Here is an 18,867-nt window from a genome sequence, read left to right as displayed (position 1 = left end):
GGAGGCATTTGGTCCAGCGGGGTGTGCCAGACTGAGCTCGGATACGCCAAGGGCCCGCTCACCGCGTGGGCTATCGCTCACGTGATCACGTATTGGAATGGTGCCCGCCAGCACCTCTTCTATCACGGCGACCGGTTCCATGGATGAGGTCGAGTCTTCGCATTTCGCATTTTCGCAGCAGGACGAAGAGCTTGGTAGTGGAGGTTTGAAGTGACCGCCGCTGCCCGCAGCCAGATAGGCAGCAACTTCCGCCGCCTCTCCAGCAATCTGCACCGCAATCCGAAAGCGATGGCGATGCTGGCCGCTATGGGCATCGACGAAGCCACGGTGCATCTGGTCGGACTGGGCATGAAGGAGCCCTACCGCCGCTCCGATGGCACGAGAACGGAGAACGTCCTTGCATTCCCTGTCGGGAGCGAGAGCGCTCGTCGGCGGTATGCCTATCTGAATCTCCCTGGCATGACCGTCAATCCCGAAAATCCGATTGGGTGGGGACCTGGTGCGCCCGAGGTGATCTCGTCCGGCGAGAACGGGCAGATCGTTCTGATATGCGCGAGCGCCATCGAAGTCTGGCAGGCGCAGAGGGCGGCGGTGGGTGGGGAAATCGACGTCGTCGCGGAATGCTCGAGCCAACCGGGCCGGATACCGGCGGCGTGGCTGGATCCGAGTCACTGGATGGGGCGCGCGAGGGTGGTAGTCACCGCCGGGGTGGCTTCTGCTTGCGCCGCGGCGATCATCCGCGTGGCGCAGAGGCCGGTCGAACGAAGCCGTACGACCTTTGTGGCCGATGAGTGGCCAGACGACTTGTCGATGTCCACTCGGCTGGTAGAAATTCTTGACGACGCAGCTCCGGAGGAATTGGAGAACGACGATCTTTTGGGCGACCTCACCCGGGAGTCGGGTGACTTTGCGGCAAAGCCGATCTCCGTGCATGGTGGCGTCAAGGACGCACGGAGCTTCTATGCGTTCACCGTAGAACGCCGACGAGCCGCCGAAGGAGGCAGGTCGGACCGTGTCCTTCACCAATACCATACCATCGTGTTACGGTCGGACGGGACGCTTCTTGAGGCTAGGGTTCTACCCGCGCCGGCTGGCACGCCAACTCACCGGCGCGTCCATTCGCTTTCGGATGGAACCCGGATCAACCCGATCCAGGACCCAGGTCACTATTGCTCGTGGTCGTTGGCAGGCATTCGGCAGTTCGTCGCTGACCGCAAGGCCGGAGAAGATCCCTGTCGCACTGACCCCAGGACTCTCGCAGAACAGGCCGCGGCAGGACTGCGCGACGTAGCGCGGCTGCCCTGCGCCGATGACTACTGGGCGCTGACCACATTCATCTTCGCAACGTATTTTTTTCGCCTGTTCGATGCCCTGCCGATCATTCATCTTCACGGCGAGCGTGGAAGTGGCAAATCGGATCTGACGACTACGATAGTCACAATGTCCTTTAACGGACAGACCATGGCCCAAGGCTCTGCGGCTGCGCTCGTGAGGCTCGTCAGGGAGACTGGTGGCCTTGTGGCGCTAGACGATGCCGAGACGCTGGTTGCCGGAGGCGGTGAGATGGGCCAAGCCTTAAAGCAAGGCTACAAGCAGCTGACGGCTACCAAGATCCTGACGATGCCCGGTGGGCGAACTGAGGCCATAGACTTCTTCGGGCCCCGCTTGGTGTCAAACACGCTCGGCCTGGACCCCATCCTGGCATCACGGGCTATACGAGTCCCTACTAGCGTTTCGACTGATAGTGCGTTCGACGCGTGCAAGGTCGATTTCAACGTAGCGGCTTGGCGGGATGCGGCGCACGCGTTCGCCATGAGCCGGATTGGCAAAGTAGCCGATGCATACGACTTGGCTAGGTCGGACGTGCGCAATCGCCACGACGAGATCTTTGCCCCGCTCATCGCGATCGCGCGTGTGGTGGGATGTGACGAGATGTTGCGCGCGGTGCTCTCGAAAGCCGCTGCCGAGGCGTAGGCAGCGGTGGCGGTGACCGAACCGACCATTCTCAAGCGGATGATTGAACACTCGCCCGGCTAAAGCGCTCTTCGTAAAGGATCAATCAAAGCATGATCCTCGCGCCGTCGACAGAGCCGACCACGTCCGCTTGAACCCCGCATGCTAAGCATGTGAGCTCGCCATAGCCGCGGGCGCACACGAATGCGCGCGGCCCGAGCCGCGTTCTAAAACATCGCGCGATTTGACCGATTCGGATATAAATCCGAGTAAAATGCGGTGAGAAAATCTAGGCAGCTAATAAGACACGGTTTTTGCTTAACACAGCTAGCATCTGTTCGAACTCTCATCGGCGATCGGCTTGCGCAGGCCGAACATCGGGTTGGCGTCGAGCCCGTCATGCTCGATTCCCCACATGAATGAAGCGTTGAGCCATTTATGCGCTTTGTTGGCGGCCGAGTGGCTGCGGTCCCCCACCGCCGCGCGCATGTCCTTGCAGTCCTGCTTCGTGATCTCGCGCACCGACCTGCCCTTGAAGAAGGGGCGCAGGTCGCGGTTGAACGTCCCCTCGACGTCCTTGAGGCTGCGCAATCCGTTCGCCTTGACGTGCTTCTCGATGTAGCGGTCGGCGAACGCATCGAAGTCGTGGTGGCTTTCCGAGGCGACCGCTGCCTGCTCATCGGCCTCCCGGCTTCGCCGCTCGGCGATGGGGTCGCCTCCGCGGTGGACCTGCTCGAGAACCGCGCGAGCTTCCGCCCGTGCCGCATCGGGGGACCAGGGCGAGCCGTATTTCCCGATCGTTAGCGTCTGCGTCTTCGCGCCGACGGCGCGAGTGCGGTATTGGACCACGAAGACGATGCTTCCGCTGGGATTGACGCGGATGCCGAAGCCCTTGAGTTGGGCGTCCCAGTGGATCTGCCGTCCCTCTTCCCGCGATGGCGTCTCGAGCGCGTTCAGGAACTTCTTGTTAATGACGGTGGGGGTGTCGGTGAGGCTCTTGGAATCGGGCGTCGTCGGGATCGTCATTGGTGCTGTCCTGGCAATCACCTGGCAAGCACCGCAGCGGAAGCCCACGGTATGCCAAGGTAAGGGGACGTCCATCTAAATGACTGTTTTTATCGGGAAAACCCAGTGGCGGTAAGCGATGGTAAGTCACGGAAACCGCGGGCCGGGACTTGGTAAGGCTGAGGTCGTGAGTTCAATCCTCACCGGCAGCACCATTTCTTTGAAACTTAGCATATTTTCTGCCGGGGTGTGAACGCTCGGGACACCACGGCACCACCATCGGAACGAGATCGGTTCGCTTCTGCTGGGGCGGGATGTGTCGAAGGCAGGTCGACCTGACCCTGGTTGGGTTAGACGCTCAAGCCCACGCCGCCTGCTCACCGTCAGGGCATGCTGCGGAGCGCGGCAGCGCCGCCATAATGTGCGGCTACGCCCGTACCGCGTACATGCCGTCGTCGGCGTGCGCGACGCAATCAGCGTCGCCGCAGCGGCAGCGATGTCGATGGTAAGCGCGTCACAGAACCGTGCCGGGGCGAAAGGCGTGACCTGTCCGGCGAGCAAAGCGATAACTTGCGAGATGAGCGAGCGGAAGGTCACCAGTCCCGCGCCGCATTGTCCCGGCGCAGCAGCTCCAGCGGGGGAATGTCCAGGCATCTGCCAAGCCAAGTGCGGATCGCAGCAATAGGTGCGATCTTGCCCTTCGTGGCAAGCCGCAGGATGCCTGACGGTTGTTGATCAGATCCGAGCGCGTTCAATCCATTCAAGGAGCGCGATCAGCGTGGCGCACTCGCTGTCGCCCAAGTCGTTCAGCAGGCATCATGGTCAGCGCGACCGCGCAGCGGTCGTCTTTCCGCGATTCGGAGATCGATCAGCCCGGTGGCGACGAGCTCGTTCGTCATTGCGGCGCTGCTCAGCCAGGTCAACTCCTTCACCGCCTACGTCCCGGTTGCGCCCGCGGTCAGCGTTCCGATGGCATCACTGCCATGATAAGCCCTGATAGGTCCGGCAGCTTGAGCCTTCGTAGCCTCAGGTTGCGTTCCGAGTAGCCAGCCGAGCAGCGGATCACTACCATAGGCCTTGTCAGCCGCGAGACTGGCAGGTTCAATGCCCAGCCTGGTGCTGGCACGTGACACCAGCGCCTGGCTTGCCGCAACCCTCGCTGCGAAGCGGGCGGGCGTCGCCTCCACGTCGAGGACGCGGTCGGTGTCGCGGTCGAGCAGCGGGTTGATGGCGTAGGCGTACCGCGCCGGCCCGTGATGTCCGTGAGTCTGTTCCGCCTTGCAGAAGTGGATCACGCGCTCGTCACCGCCGCAAGCAAGCCTTTTTCAACAGGGTCGAACGATTTCAATACCCCACTTCGAGCAAGCGAAAAGATGCCGAACCCTTTCGCAAATGCCACTCTTCACTGGTGGATGCCGCTCTCAACGCTCAGCAGCTTCTTTGATGCGAAGGCGAGCAAGCAGACCAGTGTGCCCGCGCTGCCCAGCAGGACGAACAGCCAGCGAACGCCGATGATTTCGCCTAGAGGAGCCGCAGCGAGTAGGCCGACCGGGGCAGCCAGACCCATCAGCGTGCCGAGCAGCGCCAGCACGCGTCCCTGCAACCAGTTGGGCACCGTGGTCTGAATAAGTGCGGTGAACGGCGCATCCCCCATAATGAAGGTGATCCCGCTGATCGCCCACATCATCGTCGCGAGCCAGAATAATCCGGGCGGCAACAGCGCAGTCGCCGCGAGCGACGCGCAGGACAAGGTAAACCCCCACACGATCCACCGGACTAATCGCTTGGGTACGATCGTGGCGACGATCACCCCGCCCGCGATCATTCCTGCTCCGCCAGCACTTTCGAGGATGGCGACCTGTTCAGGCCCGCCACCAAAATGCTGCTTCACCAGCAACGGCAGCAGCGTAAAGGTCGGCATGATAACCAACACCACCGCGGTCAGCAGCGCATAGATACGCAAAAGCCGGGGGCTTTGCCGAACCACTGCTATGCCTTCGCGAAATTCCGCCCACAGGCCTAAATTCTCGCCTTTTCCGCGTTGTTGCGGGACCGCGAAGATCAGCAGTGGCGTTATCCCCAAGACGGCGGTCCCTACGTCGATCCACAACGCCATGCCGACCGGCATCACCGTGATCGCCAGCGCGCCCAACGGCGCTGCGGCAACGGTGACAATTCCCATGAGCGTCTGATTGAGCCCCGCTGCGCGGGGAAGGAAGCCGCGTGGCACCAGCATCGCCGTGCTCGCGGACGATGCCGGCATCTGGAATGCACCCGCTGCGCTTCGCGCAAACATTGCGAGGTATACGTGCCACAGCGCGACCTGCCCGATCAGGAACAACACGATGAGGACTACGACGCACGCAGCCGCCAACAGGTCGGCGACGATCATCAACAGGCGGCGACTGTAGCGATCGGCGAACGTCCCCCCGAGCGGTCCCAGCAGTGCCTGCGGCAGCAGCGCCGCAAGCCCGGCGGTCGCCAGCGCGCCGAGATCCCGGGTCGTATCGGTGATCCACCAGATCAGCACAAACTGCGTGATCGCGGAGCCGATCATCGACAGCGCCTGACCGCCGAAAATCGACCCGTAACGCCATTGCCAGCCGGGACCGGGGTCGACGGCCGGCGCCGTCGCAGCCGCGTCGGTGGTCTGGGCCGGCATCATATCATGCGGGGCAGGACGTCGGTGTTCCGTCCGCGATCAAGGAAGCGGTGCTTGAGCACGCCAAGGACATGAAGCGCGACCAGCGCAAGCAGGGTGTAAGCCAGCGTCTTGTGCGTCCACGCGAAGACGGCAAAGGCCCGATCGTTCTTGGGGAGCAATTCCGGCAACTCCAAGCCGAAGAAGGGCACACCGTCGCTTTGCGTGAACGAACTGGACATCGCATAGCCCATCAGCGGCACGACGATGGCGAGCGCCAGCATCACATGTTGCACTATTGTCGACAGTGTCGTTTCCCATCTCGCCAGACCGTCGGAATGCGGCGGCACGGCAGATCGTCGGCGAACGAAGAGAGCGATCGCACCGATCAGGAAGGCCAGCACGCCAAACTCCTTGTGAACGGGATACGCCCATTCCGACTTGGCAACGAAGCTGTCGGGCAGCGAGGTCATCGCCCATCCCAGCGTGATAAGCGGGATGATCAATGCCGCGCGCATCCAGTGCAGCAGACGCATCGATAGCGGGTAACGATCGGGGCGTTGGTTCATCGCATGTCCTCAGGGGCAGTATCGCCACCCAGCGCGCGGTAAAGCGCGGAGGCGGCGGTTAGTTGATCGCGACGGACGGTCAGTGCCGTCTGCCGTGCGGCATAGGTCGCGCGCTGCGCGTCTAGGAGTTCGAGCCGGTCCGTCTGACCAGCACGATAGGCAAGGCTGGATAGCGATAGGCGGCGTTCCGCCTCGGTTATCACGGCGCGCTGCTCGGTTAACTGCGCGCCATAAGTTGCCTGCGCGGCGAGGCCGTCGGCGACTTCGCGGAATCCAGTCTGGATAGCCTTTTCATAGGTCGCGACGGCGATGGACGTACGCAGTTTCGCGATGTCGAGACTGCCGCTTAGCTCACCGCCTCGGAAGATCGGCAGGCTGATCGCCGGCGCGTAGGACCAGGACCTGTTGGCGCCCCGGAACAGCGTATCGAGCGCGAGACTAGCAAAGCCAAAGGCTGCGGTCAGTGACACCCGCGGGAAGAAGGCGGCGCGCGCTGCCCCGATATCGGCATTGGCCGCGCGCAGCTCCTGCTCCGCCTGGGCGATGTCGGGGCGGCGAAGCAACAATTCCGACGGCGTACCTGCCGCCAGGGTGTTGCGAACCGGCTGGTCGATCAGCGGAACCGGTACAGGCAGATCGGGAGGCAGCGGGGCACCGACCGCGAGCGTCAGTGCATTCGTCGCCTGCGCGCGCTCGCGCTCACGCTCGGCCAGATCGGCCTGCGCCTGGCGCACCAATCCCTCGGCCTGCGCCAGATCGATGCCGCTTGCCTGTCCGGCATCGTGGCGGCGACGGGTGATGTCGAGCGAGGTCCGCCAGTCCGCAAGCGTCGTCGCGGTCAGCGCCAGCTGCTCGTCGACCAGCCGCTCGTTCCAATAAGCGTCGGAAACTGCGCCGATCACCGTAAGCTGCACTGCACGACGCGCCTCTTTACTCGCGAGCCAGCGGTGGAACGCTGCCTCGTTGAGCGCACGCAGGCGGCCGAACAGATCGATTTCGAAACTCGACAGTGCGGTTTGCGCGCTGAACTGCCCGAAGGTGTACCCGGTCGGCGCGGTGCCCGTCCCTGTGCCGGGCGTCAGGCCAACGCCCGCACCGGCTACGCTGGCAGGCTGACGCTGCCGCGTATAGCCCGCATCGACGTTGAGGGCTGGCAGCGACTGCGCGCGCTGGACGCGCACCTGCGCGCGCGCCGCTTCGGCGTTGAGCGCCGCGATCCGCAAGTCGCGGCTCTCATCGAGCGACAGCGCGATCAACCGTTGCAGCCGCGGATCCCCGAACATGCCGCGCCATGCCGGGAGCGGTTCATGTCCGCTCGCAACCGGATAGGCTTTTGCGACCGGGGGCGTCGGTAAAGCCAGCCTCGGCGTCATCGAACAGCCCGCAGTGCTCGCCAGCATCAGCGCGAGCATCATGGAGCGCATCATCATGGCACCTGCCCCGCCCGCCGCGCGCGCCATTTCTCAGCCAGTCCCAGCACGACCACGAAGAACGTCGGCACGAAAACCAGCGCCAGAAGCGTGCCCGTGATCATGCCCCCGAACACGCCGGTTCCGATTGCGTGCTGCGTCTCCGCGCTCGCGCCGCCCGCCAGCATCAGCGGCATGACGCCTAGGGTGAAGGCAAGGCTGGTCATGATAATCGGGCGCAGCCGCACGCGTGCGGCGGCGATGGCGGCGTCGACCAGGCTGCTGCCGGCCTCGCGATATTGTTTGGCGAACTCGACGATCAGGATCGCATTTTTGGCACTCAGCCCGATGATGGTGATGAGCCCCACCTTGAAGAAGACGTCGTTCGACAGGTCGCGCAACAGCACCGCGGCTACCGCACCGATCAGCCCCAGCGGGACGACCAGCAATACCGCCATCGGTATCGACCAGCTCTCGTATAGCGCGGCCAGCACCAGGAAAACGACCAGCATCGACAAGGCGAGCAGCATCGGCGCCTGCGCGCCCGCATTGCGCTCCTGCAACGACTGGCCGGTCCATTCGATCGCGAAGCCGGGGGGCAGTTCGGCGGCAAGTCGCTCCATCTCACGCATCGCATCGCCGCTGGACGTACCGGGAGCGGCGGTGCCGGTGATGCTGACGGAGGGATAGCCGTTGTAGCTGGCGAGCTGGAGCGGGCTGTTGCTCCATATCGGCGTGACCAGCTCGGTCAGTGGCACCGTGCCGCCCGCTGCATTCTTGACCCGCAGCCGCATCACATCATCCAGGTTCATGCGGTGCGCCGCATCGGCTTGCACGATCACCTGCTGCAAGCGCCCCTGATTGGGAAAGTCGTTGACGTAGCTGCTGCCGAGCGCCGTGCCGATCATGTCACTGATTGCGGTGAACGACACGCCGAGCGCACGTGCTTTTGCCCGATCGATGTCGAGCCGCACGCTGGTACCGGCCGGCAGTCCCTCCGCATAGACGCTGCTCAACTTGGTGCTGCGGGCGGCATGCGCGATGAGCAGGTCGCGTGCGGTGAATAACGCCTGACGGCCCTTGCCTGCGCGATCCTCCAGCCGCAGCGCGAAGCCGGACGACGTGCCCAATTCGTCGATCGCCGGGGGCATGATGCTCATCACCTGCCCTTCGTGGATAGCGCCAGCGACCGCGGTGTCGGCACTTTCCACTTCCTTGCGGACGTCCGTCCCTCCCCGATCACCCCAGTCCTTCAGCATCGTGAAGACCATCGCGGCGTTCGGCCCCGAGCCTGAAAAGCCGAAGCCGAGGATCGCCTCGGTCGTCTCGATGCCCGGGCGGGTGGCGGCATGGCGCTCATAGGCCTGCACTGCCTCAAGCGTGCGCGTCGCGGTGGCATCGGCGGGCAGTTGGAAGCTGGTCATGAAATATCCCTGATCCTCCTCGGGCATGAACGAGGACGGGAGATTGGCGAAGGCGAGCCCCAGCATGCCGACGATCGCGACGAAGACGAGCATCATCCGCCCGCTGGCCCTGAGCAGCCGCGCGACCCAGCTCTGGTAGCGTTGCGTCAATCGATCGAACCGGTCGTCGAACCAGGTGAAAAAGCGGTTCCTGCGCGGTGCATCCTCCAGCGGCTTCAGCAGCGTCGCGCACAAAGCCGGAGTGAGGGTGAGCGCAAGGAACGCGGAGAACAGGATCGATACCGCCATCGCCACCGCGAACTGGCGATAGATCGTGCCGACCGATCCCGCCGCCAGTGCCATCGGGATGAAGACGGCCGACAGCACCAGCGTGATGCCGATGATCGCGGGCGTGATCTCGTCCATCGCCTTGCGCGTGGCGTCCTTCGGGGACAGCTTTTCCTCGTGCATCAATCGCTCGACGTTCTCGACGACGACGATCGCGTCGTCGACGATGATGCCGATCGCCAGCACCATGCCGAACATCGTCAGCACATTGATCGAATAACCGGTCGCCAGCATGACCGCGATCGTGCCGAGCAGCGCGATCGGCGCGACGATCGCGGGGATCAGCGTGTAGCGGACCTTCTGCAAGAACAGGTACATGACGAGAAAGACCAGCACCATCGCTTCCGCCAGCGTGTGGAGCACCTTCTCGATCGAGATACGCACGAACGGAGCGGTATCGAACGGCGCGGTCCAGCTCATCCCCTGCGGCAGCGCGCGGGACAGCTCGGCCATCCGTTCGCGCACCGCCTTCGAGGCGGCGACGGCATTGGCGCCGGGCGTCAGCTGGATGCCGACCGAGGCCGCGACCTTGCCGTTCTCACGCGTGGCGTTGCCGAAGCTCTGACGGCCAAGCTCGATCCGTGCGACCTTGTCCAAGGTCACGCTCGACCCGTCGGTATTCGACTTCAGGATGATGGCTGCGAAATCCTCCGGCGTTTTCAGCTGACCATCGGCAGTCAGCGGCACCAGCACGCGCTGGCCGCCGTTCCTCGGTTCCGCCCCCAGCGCACCCGGCGCGATCTGTACATTCTGCTCGGCGATCGCAGCGGTCACGTCGGTCGCGGTCAGCCCGAATCCGGCGAGCTTTGCCGGATCGATCCAGATCCGCATCGCGCGCTCGGCCGAAAAGTTCTGGACGCGGCCGACACCGGGCACACGCTTCAGCTCATCGACGATGTTGCGCGTCATGTAATCGGACAGCTCGACCTCATCCTGGCGTCCGTCCGACAGCAGGCTGACGATCATCAGAAAGCCCGATGCGGCAGATTCGACGGTCACGCCGGTCTGGCGCACCACTTGCGGCAGGCGCGGTTCGATCGTCTTGAGCCGGTTCTGCACATCGACCTGCGCGAGTTCGGGGTCGGTGCCGGGGCGGAAGGTCGCCGTGATCGTCGCGGACCCCGACGTATCAGCCGAGCTTTCGAAATACAGCAGGTTCTTCGCGCTCGACAGCTCGCGCTGGACGAGCGACACGATGCTGTCGTTCAGCGTCTGCGGTGTCGCACCGGGGTAGCTGGCATAGATGCTGACGGTCGGCGGTGCGACGCTGGGAAATCGCGCGACCGGCATTTGCGGGATCGCGATGATGCCCATCAGCACAATCGCGATGGCGATGACCCAGGCAAAGACCGGACGGTCGATGAAAAAGCGCGGCATGGTTAGTCCCCAGTCCGGTCACGCCAGGCACGTTGCCTGACCGGGGTGTTCGACTGGACCCGATCCTGCCCCTCGACGATCACGACCTCACCGGCCTTCAATCCGGCGCTGACGACATAACGGCCGTCCGTCAGCGGCCCCAGGGTCACCGGACGAACGTGAACCCGATCCTGCGGGTCGACGACACTGATCTGAGCCCGCCCATCGCCTGCACGCGTCACCGCCTGTTGCGGCACGGTCAGCGCATCGGGCAGCGCGGCACGGGGCAGCCGCGCGCGGACAAACATACCGGGCAACAATCGTTCGCCCGGATTGGCCACCTCGATGCGGACCAGCGCATCGCCGGTCATTGGATCGACCGCAATGCCGGAAAAGAGGATGCGACCTCGTAGCGGTACCCCGCCGGACCCGGCCACGATCTCTGCCGCGTGAGCGTCGGCGCCCTGTTTCCGCAGCGCGGCATAGCGCTCCGCGGGTTGACGCACATCGACATAGACCCGGTCGATCTGCTGGATTGTCGCGAGCGGATTGGCGTCGGCGGCGGCAACCAGCGCACCCTCCGTCACGTTGGCCGCGCCGATGCGCCCGGCGATCGGCGCGGTGACACGCGAGAAACCGACATCGATCTGCCGACGCCGCAGCGTGGCACGCGCCTCCGCCAATTCTGCCGACGCCTGTTCCCGCGCAGCGACGGCGTCGTCGTAAGCTTGTCGGCTGATCGCGTCCGCTTGCACCAGCGGCTTCAGGCGTTCGGCCTGCGTTCGCGTCCGCGCATAGGCGGCAGATGCCTTGGCGACCGTCGCCCGCGCCGTATCGGCCTCGGCGCGGAAAGGCGCGGGGCTGATCTGGAAAAGCACCTGCCCGGCGCGCACCACGGCGCCCTGATCGAACAGGCGACGCTGGATGATCCCGCCGATCTGCGGCCTGATCTCCGCTGTGCGGAACGCGACAACGCGGCCCGGCAGTTCATCCACGGCTGTCACCGCCCGTGGTGCCACCCGGATCGTCAGCACCTCGATCTCGCTGGTGTTTCGCGCAGGCGCTTGCGCGGAACATCCGCCCAGCGTGGCAGCCATCATCATGGCTGTCAGCAAGCCGAGACTAGCGGTTGTAAGGCGGTAGCTATGCTTCATCGCCACGCCCATCGGCGCGGTCGGTTGCCGCGGGGTCGAGATCGTGTGGAGACTGTGTGGATCCGCGCTGGCAGGATCGTGGAAAGTGCGGCTAGGATGATGCGATGCCGACGCCCGCCACCCGATGAGCCCGCTCGCCCTGATCGCTGAGGATGACCGCGACATCGCCGATATCGTGCGTGCCTATCTCGAACGCGAGGGATTTCGCACGGTGCAGGCGACCGACGGGCGAACCGCGCTCGACCTGCATCTGGTGCTGAAACCGGACATCGTGCTGCTGGATATCTCGATGCCGCTGGTGGACGGATGGGAGGTACTGGCGGAGGTCCGACGCCGGGGGAACACGCCGGTCGTCGTCACGACGGCGCTCGATCAGGATATCGACAAGCTCCAGGCGCTCCGCGTCGGCGCGGACGATTATGTTGTGAAACCGTTCAATCCCGTCGAGGTGGTGGCGCGGGTCAAGGCCGTGCTGCGACGCTCGGGCGGGGACAACGGCAGCGGCGTCCTCCGGGTCGGTCCGGTCGAGGTCGACATCGGCGCACATATGGTTCGCACCGTGACGGGCGAGGTGACACTGACGCTGACCGAGTTCCGACTGCTAACGCATATGGCGCGAACGCCCAGCCGCGTGTTCAGCCGCGGCGAATTGCTCGACGCCTGCCTGCCCGGATCGGACGCGCTCGATCGGACGGTCGATAGCCATGTCAGCAAGTTGCGCCGCAAGCTGGAGCAGGCAGGCGCCCCGAACATGCCGGAGGGCGTGCGCGGCGTCGGCTATCGCCTCTGGTCCCGCGGATGAGCCGGCAGGTCAGCCTTACGCGGCAATTGTCGATCGCGATGGCGGGGCTGGCGTTCGTTGCCGTCGTCGTCAGCACCGTGGCCTTCTACATCGTTTATGCGGTGCTTGAGCGCATGCGCATCCTTCCGCCCATGCCCTCCAGCGTCGCCGACACCACCGGGCTCGATCTGGGCATCACGCTTGCCGCCGCCGGGATCGGGATCGTTCTGGCGCTGGTCATCGCGATCCGCCTCGCGCGCAGGATCGTTCGCCCGTTGGGCGCGGTGGGAGACGCTGCGCGCCGGATCGCATCGGGTGATCTTACCACGCGGATCGATGCCGTGCCCGGAACGCATGGCGAAATCGCGCTATTGATCGACGACTTCAACGCGATGGCCGGTCGCCTGCAACGCATGTCCGACGACGTGAAGGTCTGGAACGCGCAGATCGCGCACGAGCTGCGCACGCCGCTGACCGTGCTTCGCGGCCGACTGCAGGGGGCGAAGGACGGCGTGTTTCCGCTTGATGATGCGCTGGTGACCGGGCTGATGAAGCAGGCGGACGGCTTGACCCGGCTGGTCGAGGATCTTCGTAGCGTCAGCCTGGCCGACAGCGGACGGCTCGAACTGGTAATAGCGGATGTCGATCTTGCCGCCGAGCTGGCCGAGATGCAGCCACTAGTGCTGGCGATACTCGCACCGGCCGGTTTTGAGCTGCAGATGACGCTTGAGCCCGTCTCCGTGCGCGCCGATGCCGCCCGCATCCGTCAGGCCGTCCTAGCGTTGGTCGACAACGCCCGCCGCCATGCCGATGCCTGCACCCTGCGGATCGCGGTCGTATCCGCCGGAGGAGCGGCAACGATCACCGTTTCTGACGACGGCCCCGGGCTGCCCCCCGGCTTTGAAGGCGATGCATTCCGCCAGTTCACGCGCGGCACCAGTCGACTTGGAGGATCGGGGCTCGGACTGGCTGTGGTGCGTGGCATTGCGCAAGCACATGGAGGTGACGTGGTCTACCAGCGTGCGCCGGGAACTTCCGCATTTCGTATCAGCCTGCCGCTGAGCAAACCGAACTAGTCCGCAGGTACCAGGCCCAGGCGAGGCTGTTGGAAAAGGCCCTTGCGAAATCGGCGTGGCGGATGGCGTCGGCGCGCCGCGCGCCGCCGTCCGGATCGTCAGCGCCGCGCCGCTGTAGCAGCTGGTGACGGCGACCGTCGCGCGCGATGCCGAAAAGGTCGACCTGCCCGACAATCCGCCGGCGACCCGGCAGCCCCGCCGAACCCGTCGAGTGATGAGGACAGGTCCCGGTAGCGGCGGGATCGGTCGCAACGCGAATTGCAAACGGTGACCGACGCGGCGACGAGCGGGCGCAGCGTCAGCCACGCGTCGCGCCAGGACAGGCCATCGTTGCCTAGTCGAAGGGCCTGAACGTTCGACCGCCAGCGATAATAGACATTGAAACTTCAATGAACGTCTTAACGCTCGGCGAGAAGGTGTGTGAGTCATTGCAGCCGAAAACTGACGTGCATCTACCGCACGGATGGTTGGTCAACAGGGGGTGGATGATGACAGGATTGAGCAAGTCGGCGTGGCTGATTGCCTGCGCTACTCTGGCTCTGGTGCCGAGCATGACGGCTGCGCAGACCTCAGCACCCACACCGAGCGCTGCGCAGGCGCCGGACCGGAGCGGTGACGCATCGCTCGACATCGTCGTCACCGCGCACATCGACTCCGGCGTCGGCAGCCGAGGCTTACCAGATGTCGCACAGATTGCCCTTGCGGTCGCAGGCGACGTATGAGGTGATGTGGACGTTTGAGCAGGCCCGTCGGCATGATATTCTGCGCTCGATCGGGCTCCGTCGGCGCGTTGGGCGTCGATTGCGCAGCAGCGTCCGCCGCGAGCGAAAGGGCGATGGCCGTCGCGATCACGCCATGCTTGTACCTGGCATCGTCCATCTCCAACGGCCCTCTCTTGTAGAGGATGGGTACGGCGTGGGCCTTCCTTCCCTGTTGGCCAGAGGTGTGCGCGGCCGTGCACCCCGACCGCTATCGGGCATGGTTCGCGACCTGCCATGCGGCGACCCGGTCCACCGCATTGCGGCGCAACGCGTCGTAGAAGAGCCCATAGTCGTTGAGATGGTAGCTGCCGAACAGGATCGACAGCTTGTCCATGAAGCCCGAGGGTGCCGACCACGGCACTTCCACTTCGAGCAGGCCGTCGCGGCAGGCCGCCCCGGTCAGATGAGGCACCAGTGCTGGCAGCGTGCCGGCCGCAGTGCCGAACGGTGCTGCGGGGAACGGCAGGCTGCCGTGGTTGGCATCCTTCGGCGCAGCGCCGTGACGGCGCCAGGTCAGCGGATTGACGCAGAGCGCGCGCGAGCGACCGTTCACGACATGCACGCCCCGCCACCAATAGGCGCGATTGTCGGTGATCATCCGCGTGCCACTGCGCCCGGCCTCACTCGTGTTATAGGAAACGACGCAGCCGGTCTGACGCGCAGCTTCACAGATCGGCAGGCCGACCTGGCCGAACGTATCGGGCACGTAGCCGCCGATCAGATACGCCGCGACGAGCCGCTTCTCGAGCGGTGTGCCGAGGATTTCGTCCTGCAGTAGCCGGATGGCGTGCGCGGTCCCCTGACTGTGCGATGCGATGATGAAGGGTCGACCGGCATTGTGGTGCGCGATGAAATAGCGGAATGCGCGCGCGACATCGCCGTAAGCGGCATCCAGCGCCCGCATCTCCTTCAAGGCGCCGAGCGTCGCCTGGCGATATCGCGGGGCATAAAGCCGGCAACAGGCGTTGAACACGCTCACCTGGGCCAGCAACACCGGCCGGTTTAGGGGGGCGGCGTCGTTCGTCGCGTCGAAAGGCGCGTTCCACACCGGGCTTCCCTTGAACGTGGTGGGGTGGACGAAGAACACGTCCGCGCGAGCCGTTCGTTCGTCGATGACGGCGGTTTCGGGCGGCGTCGACCGCTCCAGACCATTGCGGCCAGGCAGCGCGAGCCACGCGCCGCCCTTCGCATAATCCGGTGCGGGCGGCAGGGCGGACGCGTCGAACGCCTTGGGCGGACCACGAAGCCCTGCCAACAAGCCCCAGCCGCCGACCGCCGTGAACAGCCCGAGCAATATGGCAATTACCACGCCCAGGCAGGTCAAGCCGCGCGTGACCCAGCGACGCCGGATCGACGTCGCGCGGCGTGTGCTCACAATTTGCGGGCCCGGGCATGCGCCGCAAGCACCCGTGCGCTCGGCTTGACGGTCCGCTTGAACGTCTTGCGATCAACGGCGACGAGACCGAACTGCTTGGCATAGCCCGAGGTCCATTCGAAATTGTCGAGCAGCGACCAGTAGAGATAGCCCTTCACGTCGATGCCCTCCGCGATGCACCGGGCGACCTCGGCGACCGTCGCGTCGATGAACCTGGCGCGCGCGGCATCATCGGTGGTGCCGATCCCGGTTTCCGTCAGGTAAATGGGGCGGCCGATATGCTTCGCGGCGTAACGGATCGTCGCGCCGACCGCGGGCGGGTAGTTCTCGTACCCCATGTCGGTCAGCGGCACGCTGCCATCGGCGGGCAGCAGCCCCTTCGCGCCGACACGCATCCGCGAATAGGTCTGCACGCCGACGAAGTCGGAGCGGCGCGCAGCATCCAGCCAGCCGCCGTACATGGTGCGCTCCACCTCCGCCGCCCGGTTATCCGGACCGACGCCCTGCACCTCCTGCATGGTCAGCGAAACTCCGACGGGAAAATCGCCCGGACCTGCCTTGATCGCCGCCTGCGCCTTGGCGTGGGCGTCCAGCATGACGGCATCGATCTTGTCGGGATCGCCGAACAGCATGGACGAGAATGCGGGCGAATTCGTCCGCCGCGCCGCAGCAGCGATCATCGCCCGCGCATTGGTTGCCTCGGCGTCGCTGGCAAAACGCGGCAGAACCCTGCGCAGCCCGAGGATATTGGCCTCGTTGAACGTGGTCGCCATGCCGATCAGCGGCCCCAGCTTCTGCGTCGCCCGCGCGCAAAAGCGGGCAAACAGGTCGGCACCGTCCACTACCTCGAAGCCGCCGCGCATCGCGAACCACAGCGGCACGGTGAAGTGATTGTAGGTGACGATGGGCAACAACCTGCGCGCGTGGCACGCCTCCAGGACGCAAACGTAATGATCGAGCGCGGCTTCCGAGAACATGCCCTGTGCCGGCTCGATCCGAGCCCATTCGATGCCGAACCTGTAGCAGTTCAGGCCCAGGCTGACGGCGATATCGAGGTCTTCTTCGTACCGGGCATAGCTGTCACAGGCGTCGCCGGACGGGTCCTTGAACGCGGTCGGCGTGATCGTCTCGAGCAGCCAGCTGTCGGAGGCGGTATTGTTGCCTTCGCTCTGATGCGCGGAGATCGCGGTACCCCAGAGGAAATCCCTGCCGCTCCGCGGTACGGCAGGACGCGTGCGCGCGTCTGCGGCACGCCCCGCGGCAAGCAGGCTCGCTGCGCCTGCGACCATCTGCCGGCGGTTGGGGTTGCTACCCATCTTCACTCTCCCGTTCGTTGGTGTGGTGCCGGTGATCGGATCACTGCGCAGGAGACAGCGCCCACTTCTTGCGCGCATCGATCATGGCGGCATCCTTGGCGCGCTCGCGGATCGGCTCCAGTCGCTTGACCTCGGTCGTGGCACCGACCGACAGATAGGTTGTCGGCGTCGTGGTGACCGCAGGCCAGCGCGGCGCACCGTTGCCGTTCGGATCGCCCGTACGCGCGAAGCGGACCCAGTAATCGCCCATCAGTTTCGACACGGCGGCATCGCGGGCGTCCCAACGGTGCTCGGCTGGTTTGGTACCGAACACATATTCCAGTTCGCCGCCGTGATCGGTCCCCGCCGCGCCGGCGCGCTGATCCACGGGAACCTGATCGAAGAAGTAGGCGAAGGCCGGGTTGCCGTTGGCGGCATGGCGATCCGCCAGCGCGAACGACGGCAGGACAAAGCCGACATCTTCGGCCAGATCGATGGTGGCGGCGTCACGCGGCTTGCCCCCGGTCGCGACATAGCCGTCGCGCAGTGCGGTGAACTGATCGCCCAGCAGCGCCATGGCCGCGGCCTCGTTCATGCCGCCGAGGCTGGATTCGTTGGAATTCGCGCCGATCATCAGCGGAATGCGCATCTCCTCGTTGCGGTAGAACGGGTCACCGGGACTGCGCACCACGACCTTTCCGTCTATGAACGGAAAGGCACGACCATTTTTCACGATGTCGGCGAGCGGGATGGCGCGAAGCTGTGCGGCCGTCGCGTCCTTCAACCCCAGGCTGGCGGTCCATAGTTCGCCGAGCTTTTCGGCATTGATGGGACCGCCACGAATGGGGAACAGCGCGCCGCCGCCCGCGCCGGACTCGGAAATGGCTTTCTGAAACAATCCCCGCGACGAAGGCGAACCCATCATGACCTGAACGGTCCCGGCACCCGCCGACTCGCCGAAGACGGTGACGTTGGCGGGATCGCCGCCGAAACGCGCGATGTTGCGGCGTACCCAGCGCAGGGCCGCAACCTGATCCATGATCCCGTAATTGCCGAGTTGCCCGTCCGGATCTTCCCGGGTGAGCGCGGGATGCGCGAAGAAGCCGAGCCGGCCAAGGCGATAGTTGATCGTCACGATCACCGCACCCCGGCGAGCAAGCGCGGCCCCGTCGTACAACGGCACACCCGCAGCGCCGTAGGTGAAGCCGCCCCCGTGGATGAACACCATGACCGGATACGTTCCGGGCTTGGTCGGCTGCCAGACGTTGAGGAACAGGCAGTCTTCGCTCGTCGGCCCGACCTGCGCCCACGGCTCCTTGTGCGCGTCATCCTGCGGACAGGCCGCACCGAAACGGCGAGCCTCTCGCACGTTGGTCCATGGCGCAACGGTCTGCGGCGCCTTCCACCGCAACGGACCGACGGGCGGCGCGGCATAAGGGATGCCCTTGAACACGGATACCGGGCCTTCGTTCGCCCCGACCACGATGCCGCTGTCGAGCTTCACCCGAGCCGTCGGCGTTTGTGCGATCGCGACAGCCGGCAAGGCTAGCCCCAGGACCATGCCGAGCAAGCGCCCGATCGTTCGCGCACCAGACAGATCGAATGTTCCGGACTTGTTGCCGGGCCGCGAAACCGGCGACCTGCGACGTGAGGCGAAAGCGTGCATGATCCTCTCCCTTGCGACCACGATCGTGGTTCGTGCGGATCGCCATAGCACAGGCACAAGATGTTCAATAGAACT

13 protein-coding genes are annotated in these 18,867 nt (G+C 65.0%); 4 read left to right on the top strand and 9 right to left on the bottom strand.

Annotated features, from left to right (window positions below; genetic code table 11):
- The first annotated feature begins 210 nt into the window (after positions 1 to 210).
- Positions 211 to 1,974, top strand: coding sequence for a hypothetical protein (locus tag QZ847_RS01195; RefSeq protein WP_294352340.1), 1,764 nt, complete (start codon positions 211 to 213; stop codon positions 1,972 to 1,974).
- A 306-nt stretch (positions 1,975 to 2,280) separates the two neighbouring features.
- Here QZ847_RS01195 and QZ847_RS01190 read toward each other — a convergent pair whose 3' ends face one another.
- The 6 genes from QZ847_RS01190 to QZ847_RS01165 all read right to left on the bottom strand — a co-directional run bounded on the left by QZ847_RS01190 (position 2,281) and on the right by QZ847_RS01165 (position 11,787).
- Entirely contained in the window at positions 2,281 to 2,979 is a 699-nt protein-coding gene (locus tag QZ847_RS01190) for an Arm DNA-binding domain-containing protein (RefSeq protein ID WP_294352338.1), read from the bottom strand.
- 1,381 nt (positions 2,980 to 4,360) lie between these two features.
- A complete protein-coding gene (locus QZ847_RS01185; RefSeq protein WP_294352336.1) occupies positions 4,361 to 5,620 on the bottom strand; it encodes an MFS transporter in 1,260 nt (419 codons plus the stop codon).
- Entirely contained in the window at positions 5,620 to 6,168 is a 549-nt protein-coding gene (locus QZ847_RS01180) for a cytochrome b/b6 domain-containing protein (protein WP_294352334.1), read from the bottom strand. The genes QZ847_RS01185 and QZ847_RS01180 overlap by 1 nt, the downstream gene beginning before the upstream one ends.
- Positions 6,165 to 7,568 carry an efflux transporter outer membrane subunit gene (locus QZ847_RS01175; RefSeq protein WP_294352396.1) on the bottom strand — a complete coding sequence of 468 codons (1,404 nt, stop codon included), beginning with the start codon at positions 7,566 to 7,568 and terminating at the stop codon, positions 6,165 to 6,167. Before QZ847_RS01175 ends, QZ847_RS01180 begins: the two co-directional genes overlap by 4 nt.
- 26 nt (positions 7,569 to 7,594) lie before the next feature.
- Entirely contained in the window at positions 7,595 to 10,705 is a 3,111-nt protein-coding gene (locus QZ847_RS01170; protein WP_294352332.1) for an efflux RND transporter permease subunit, read from the bottom strand.
- 2 nt (positions 10,706 to 10,707) lie between these two features.
- Positions 10,708 to 11,787: an efflux RND transporter periplasmic adaptor subunit gene (locus QZ847_RS01165; protein WP_294352330.1), complete on the bottom strand. Its 1,080-nt coding sequence runs from the start codon at positions 11,785 to 11,787 to the stop codon at positions 10,708 to 10,710.
- Positions 11,788 to 11,962: 175 nt separating this feature from the next.
- Between QZ847_RS01165 and QZ847_RS01160 the strand changes: the two genes are divergently transcribed.
- The 3 genes from QZ847_RS01160 (at position 11,963) to QZ847_RS01150 (ending at position 14,417) form a co-directional block, all read left to right on the top strand.
- Complete coding sequence (locus tag QZ847_RS01160) at positions 11,963 to 12,640, top strand: response regulator (RefSeq protein WP_294352328.1); 678 nt, start codon at positions 11,963 to 11,965, stop codon at positions 12,638 to 12,640.
- A gap of 26 nt (positions 12,641 to 12,666) precedes the next feature.
- Positions 12,667 to 13,695, top strand: coding sequence for an ATP-binding protein (locus QZ847_RS01155; protein ID WP_294352326.1), 1,029 nt, complete (start codon positions 12,667 to 12,669; stop codon positions 13,693 to 13,695).
- A gap of 389 nt (positions 13,696 to 14,084) precedes the next feature.
- Positions 14,085 to 14,417 (top strand): hypothetical protein, encoded by a 333-nt coding sequence (locus QZ847_RS01150; RefSeq protein WP_294352324.1) that lies wholly within the window; start codon positions 14,085 to 14,087, stop codon positions 14,415 to 14,417.
- Between the two features lie 247 nt (positions 14,418 to 14,664).
- On the opposite strand, the gene QZ847_RS01145 is transcribed toward QZ847_RS01150, so the two are convergent.
- From QZ847_RS01145 to QZ847_RS01135, 3 genes are read right to left on the bottom strand one after another with little or no spacing between them, the layout of a single operon-like run.
- Entirely contained in the window at positions 14,665 to 15,831 is a 1,167-nt protein-coding gene (locus QZ847_RS01145; RefSeq protein WP_294352322.1) for a DUF3089 domain-containing protein, read from the bottom strand.
- Positions 15,828 to 17,147: a family 1 glycosylhydrolase gene (locus QZ847_RS01140; RefSeq protein ID WP_294352394.1), complete on the bottom strand. Its 1,320-nt coding sequence runs from the start codon at positions 17,145 to 17,147 to the stop codon at positions 15,828 to 15,830. The genes QZ847_RS01145 and QZ847_RS01140 overlap by 4 nt, the downstream gene beginning before the upstream one ends.
- Positions 17,148 to 17,187: 40 nt before the next feature.
- Positions 17,188 to 18,792, bottom strand: a complete 1,605-nt coding sequence (locus QZ847_RS01135) for a carboxylesterase family protein (protein ID WP_294352320.1) — start codon at positions 18,790 to 18,792, stop codon at positions 17,188 to 17,190.
- Positions 18,793 to 18,867 lie beyond the last annotated feature (75 nt).

Origin of the sequence: uncultured Sphingomonas sp. (assembly GCF_913778135.1) — a bacterium.
Taxonomy (GTDB): domain Bacteria; phylum Pseudomonadota; class Alphaproteobacteria; order Sphingomonadales; family Sphingomonadaceae; genus Sphingomonas.
The sequence above is the reverse complement of the archived record's forward strand: the minus strand, read 5'-3'. Positions and strand labels throughout refer to the sequence as shown.

What these genes read in the sequence shown, in the direction of transcription:
- QZ847_RS01185 (WP_294352336.1), bottom strand. Translation starts at nt 5,620, where the DNA reads ATGCCGGCCCAGACCACCGACGCGGCTGCGACGGCGCCGGCCGTCGAC.
- QZ847_RS01170 (WP_294352332.1), bottom strand. Translation starts at nt 10,705, where the DNA reads ATGCCGCGCTTTTTCATCGACCGTCCGGTCTTTGCCTGGGTCATCGCC.
- QZ847_RS01190 (WP_294352338.1), bottom strand. Translation starts at nt 2,979, where the DNA reads ATGACGATCCCGACGACGCCCGATTCCAAGAGCCTCACCGACACCCCC.
- QZ847_RS01140 (WP_294352394.1), bottom strand. Translation starts at nt 17,147, where the DNA reads ATGGGTAGCAACCCCAACCGCCGGCAGATGGTCGCAGGCGCAGCGAGC.
- QZ847_RS01175 (WP_294352396.1), bottom strand. Translation starts at nt 7,568, where the DNA reads ATGCTGGCGAGCACTGCGGGCTGTTCGATGACGCCGAGGCTGGCTTTA.
- QZ847_RS01165 (WP_294352330.1), bottom strand. Translation starts at nt 11,787, where the DNA reads ATGATGATGGCTGCCACGCTGGGCGGATGTTCCGCGCAAGCGCCTGCG.
- QZ847_RS01150 (WP_294352324.1), top strand. Translation starts at nt 14,085, where the DNA reads ATGAACGTCTTAACGCTCGGCGAGAAGGTGTGTGAGTCATTGCAGCCG.
- QZ847_RS01135 (WP_294352320.1), bottom strand. Translation starts at nt 18,792, where the DNA reads ATGCACGCTTTCGCCTCACGTCGCAGGTCGCCGGTTTCGCGGCCCGGC.
- QZ847_RS01180 (WP_294352334.1), bottom strand. Translation starts at nt 6,168, where the DNA reads ATGAACCAACGCCCCGATCGTTACCCGCTATCGATGCGTCTGCTGCAC.
- QZ847_RS01160 (WP_294352328.1), top strand. Translation starts at nt 11,963, where the DNA reads ATGAGCCCGCTCGCCCTGATCGCTGAGGATGACCGCGACATCGCCGAT.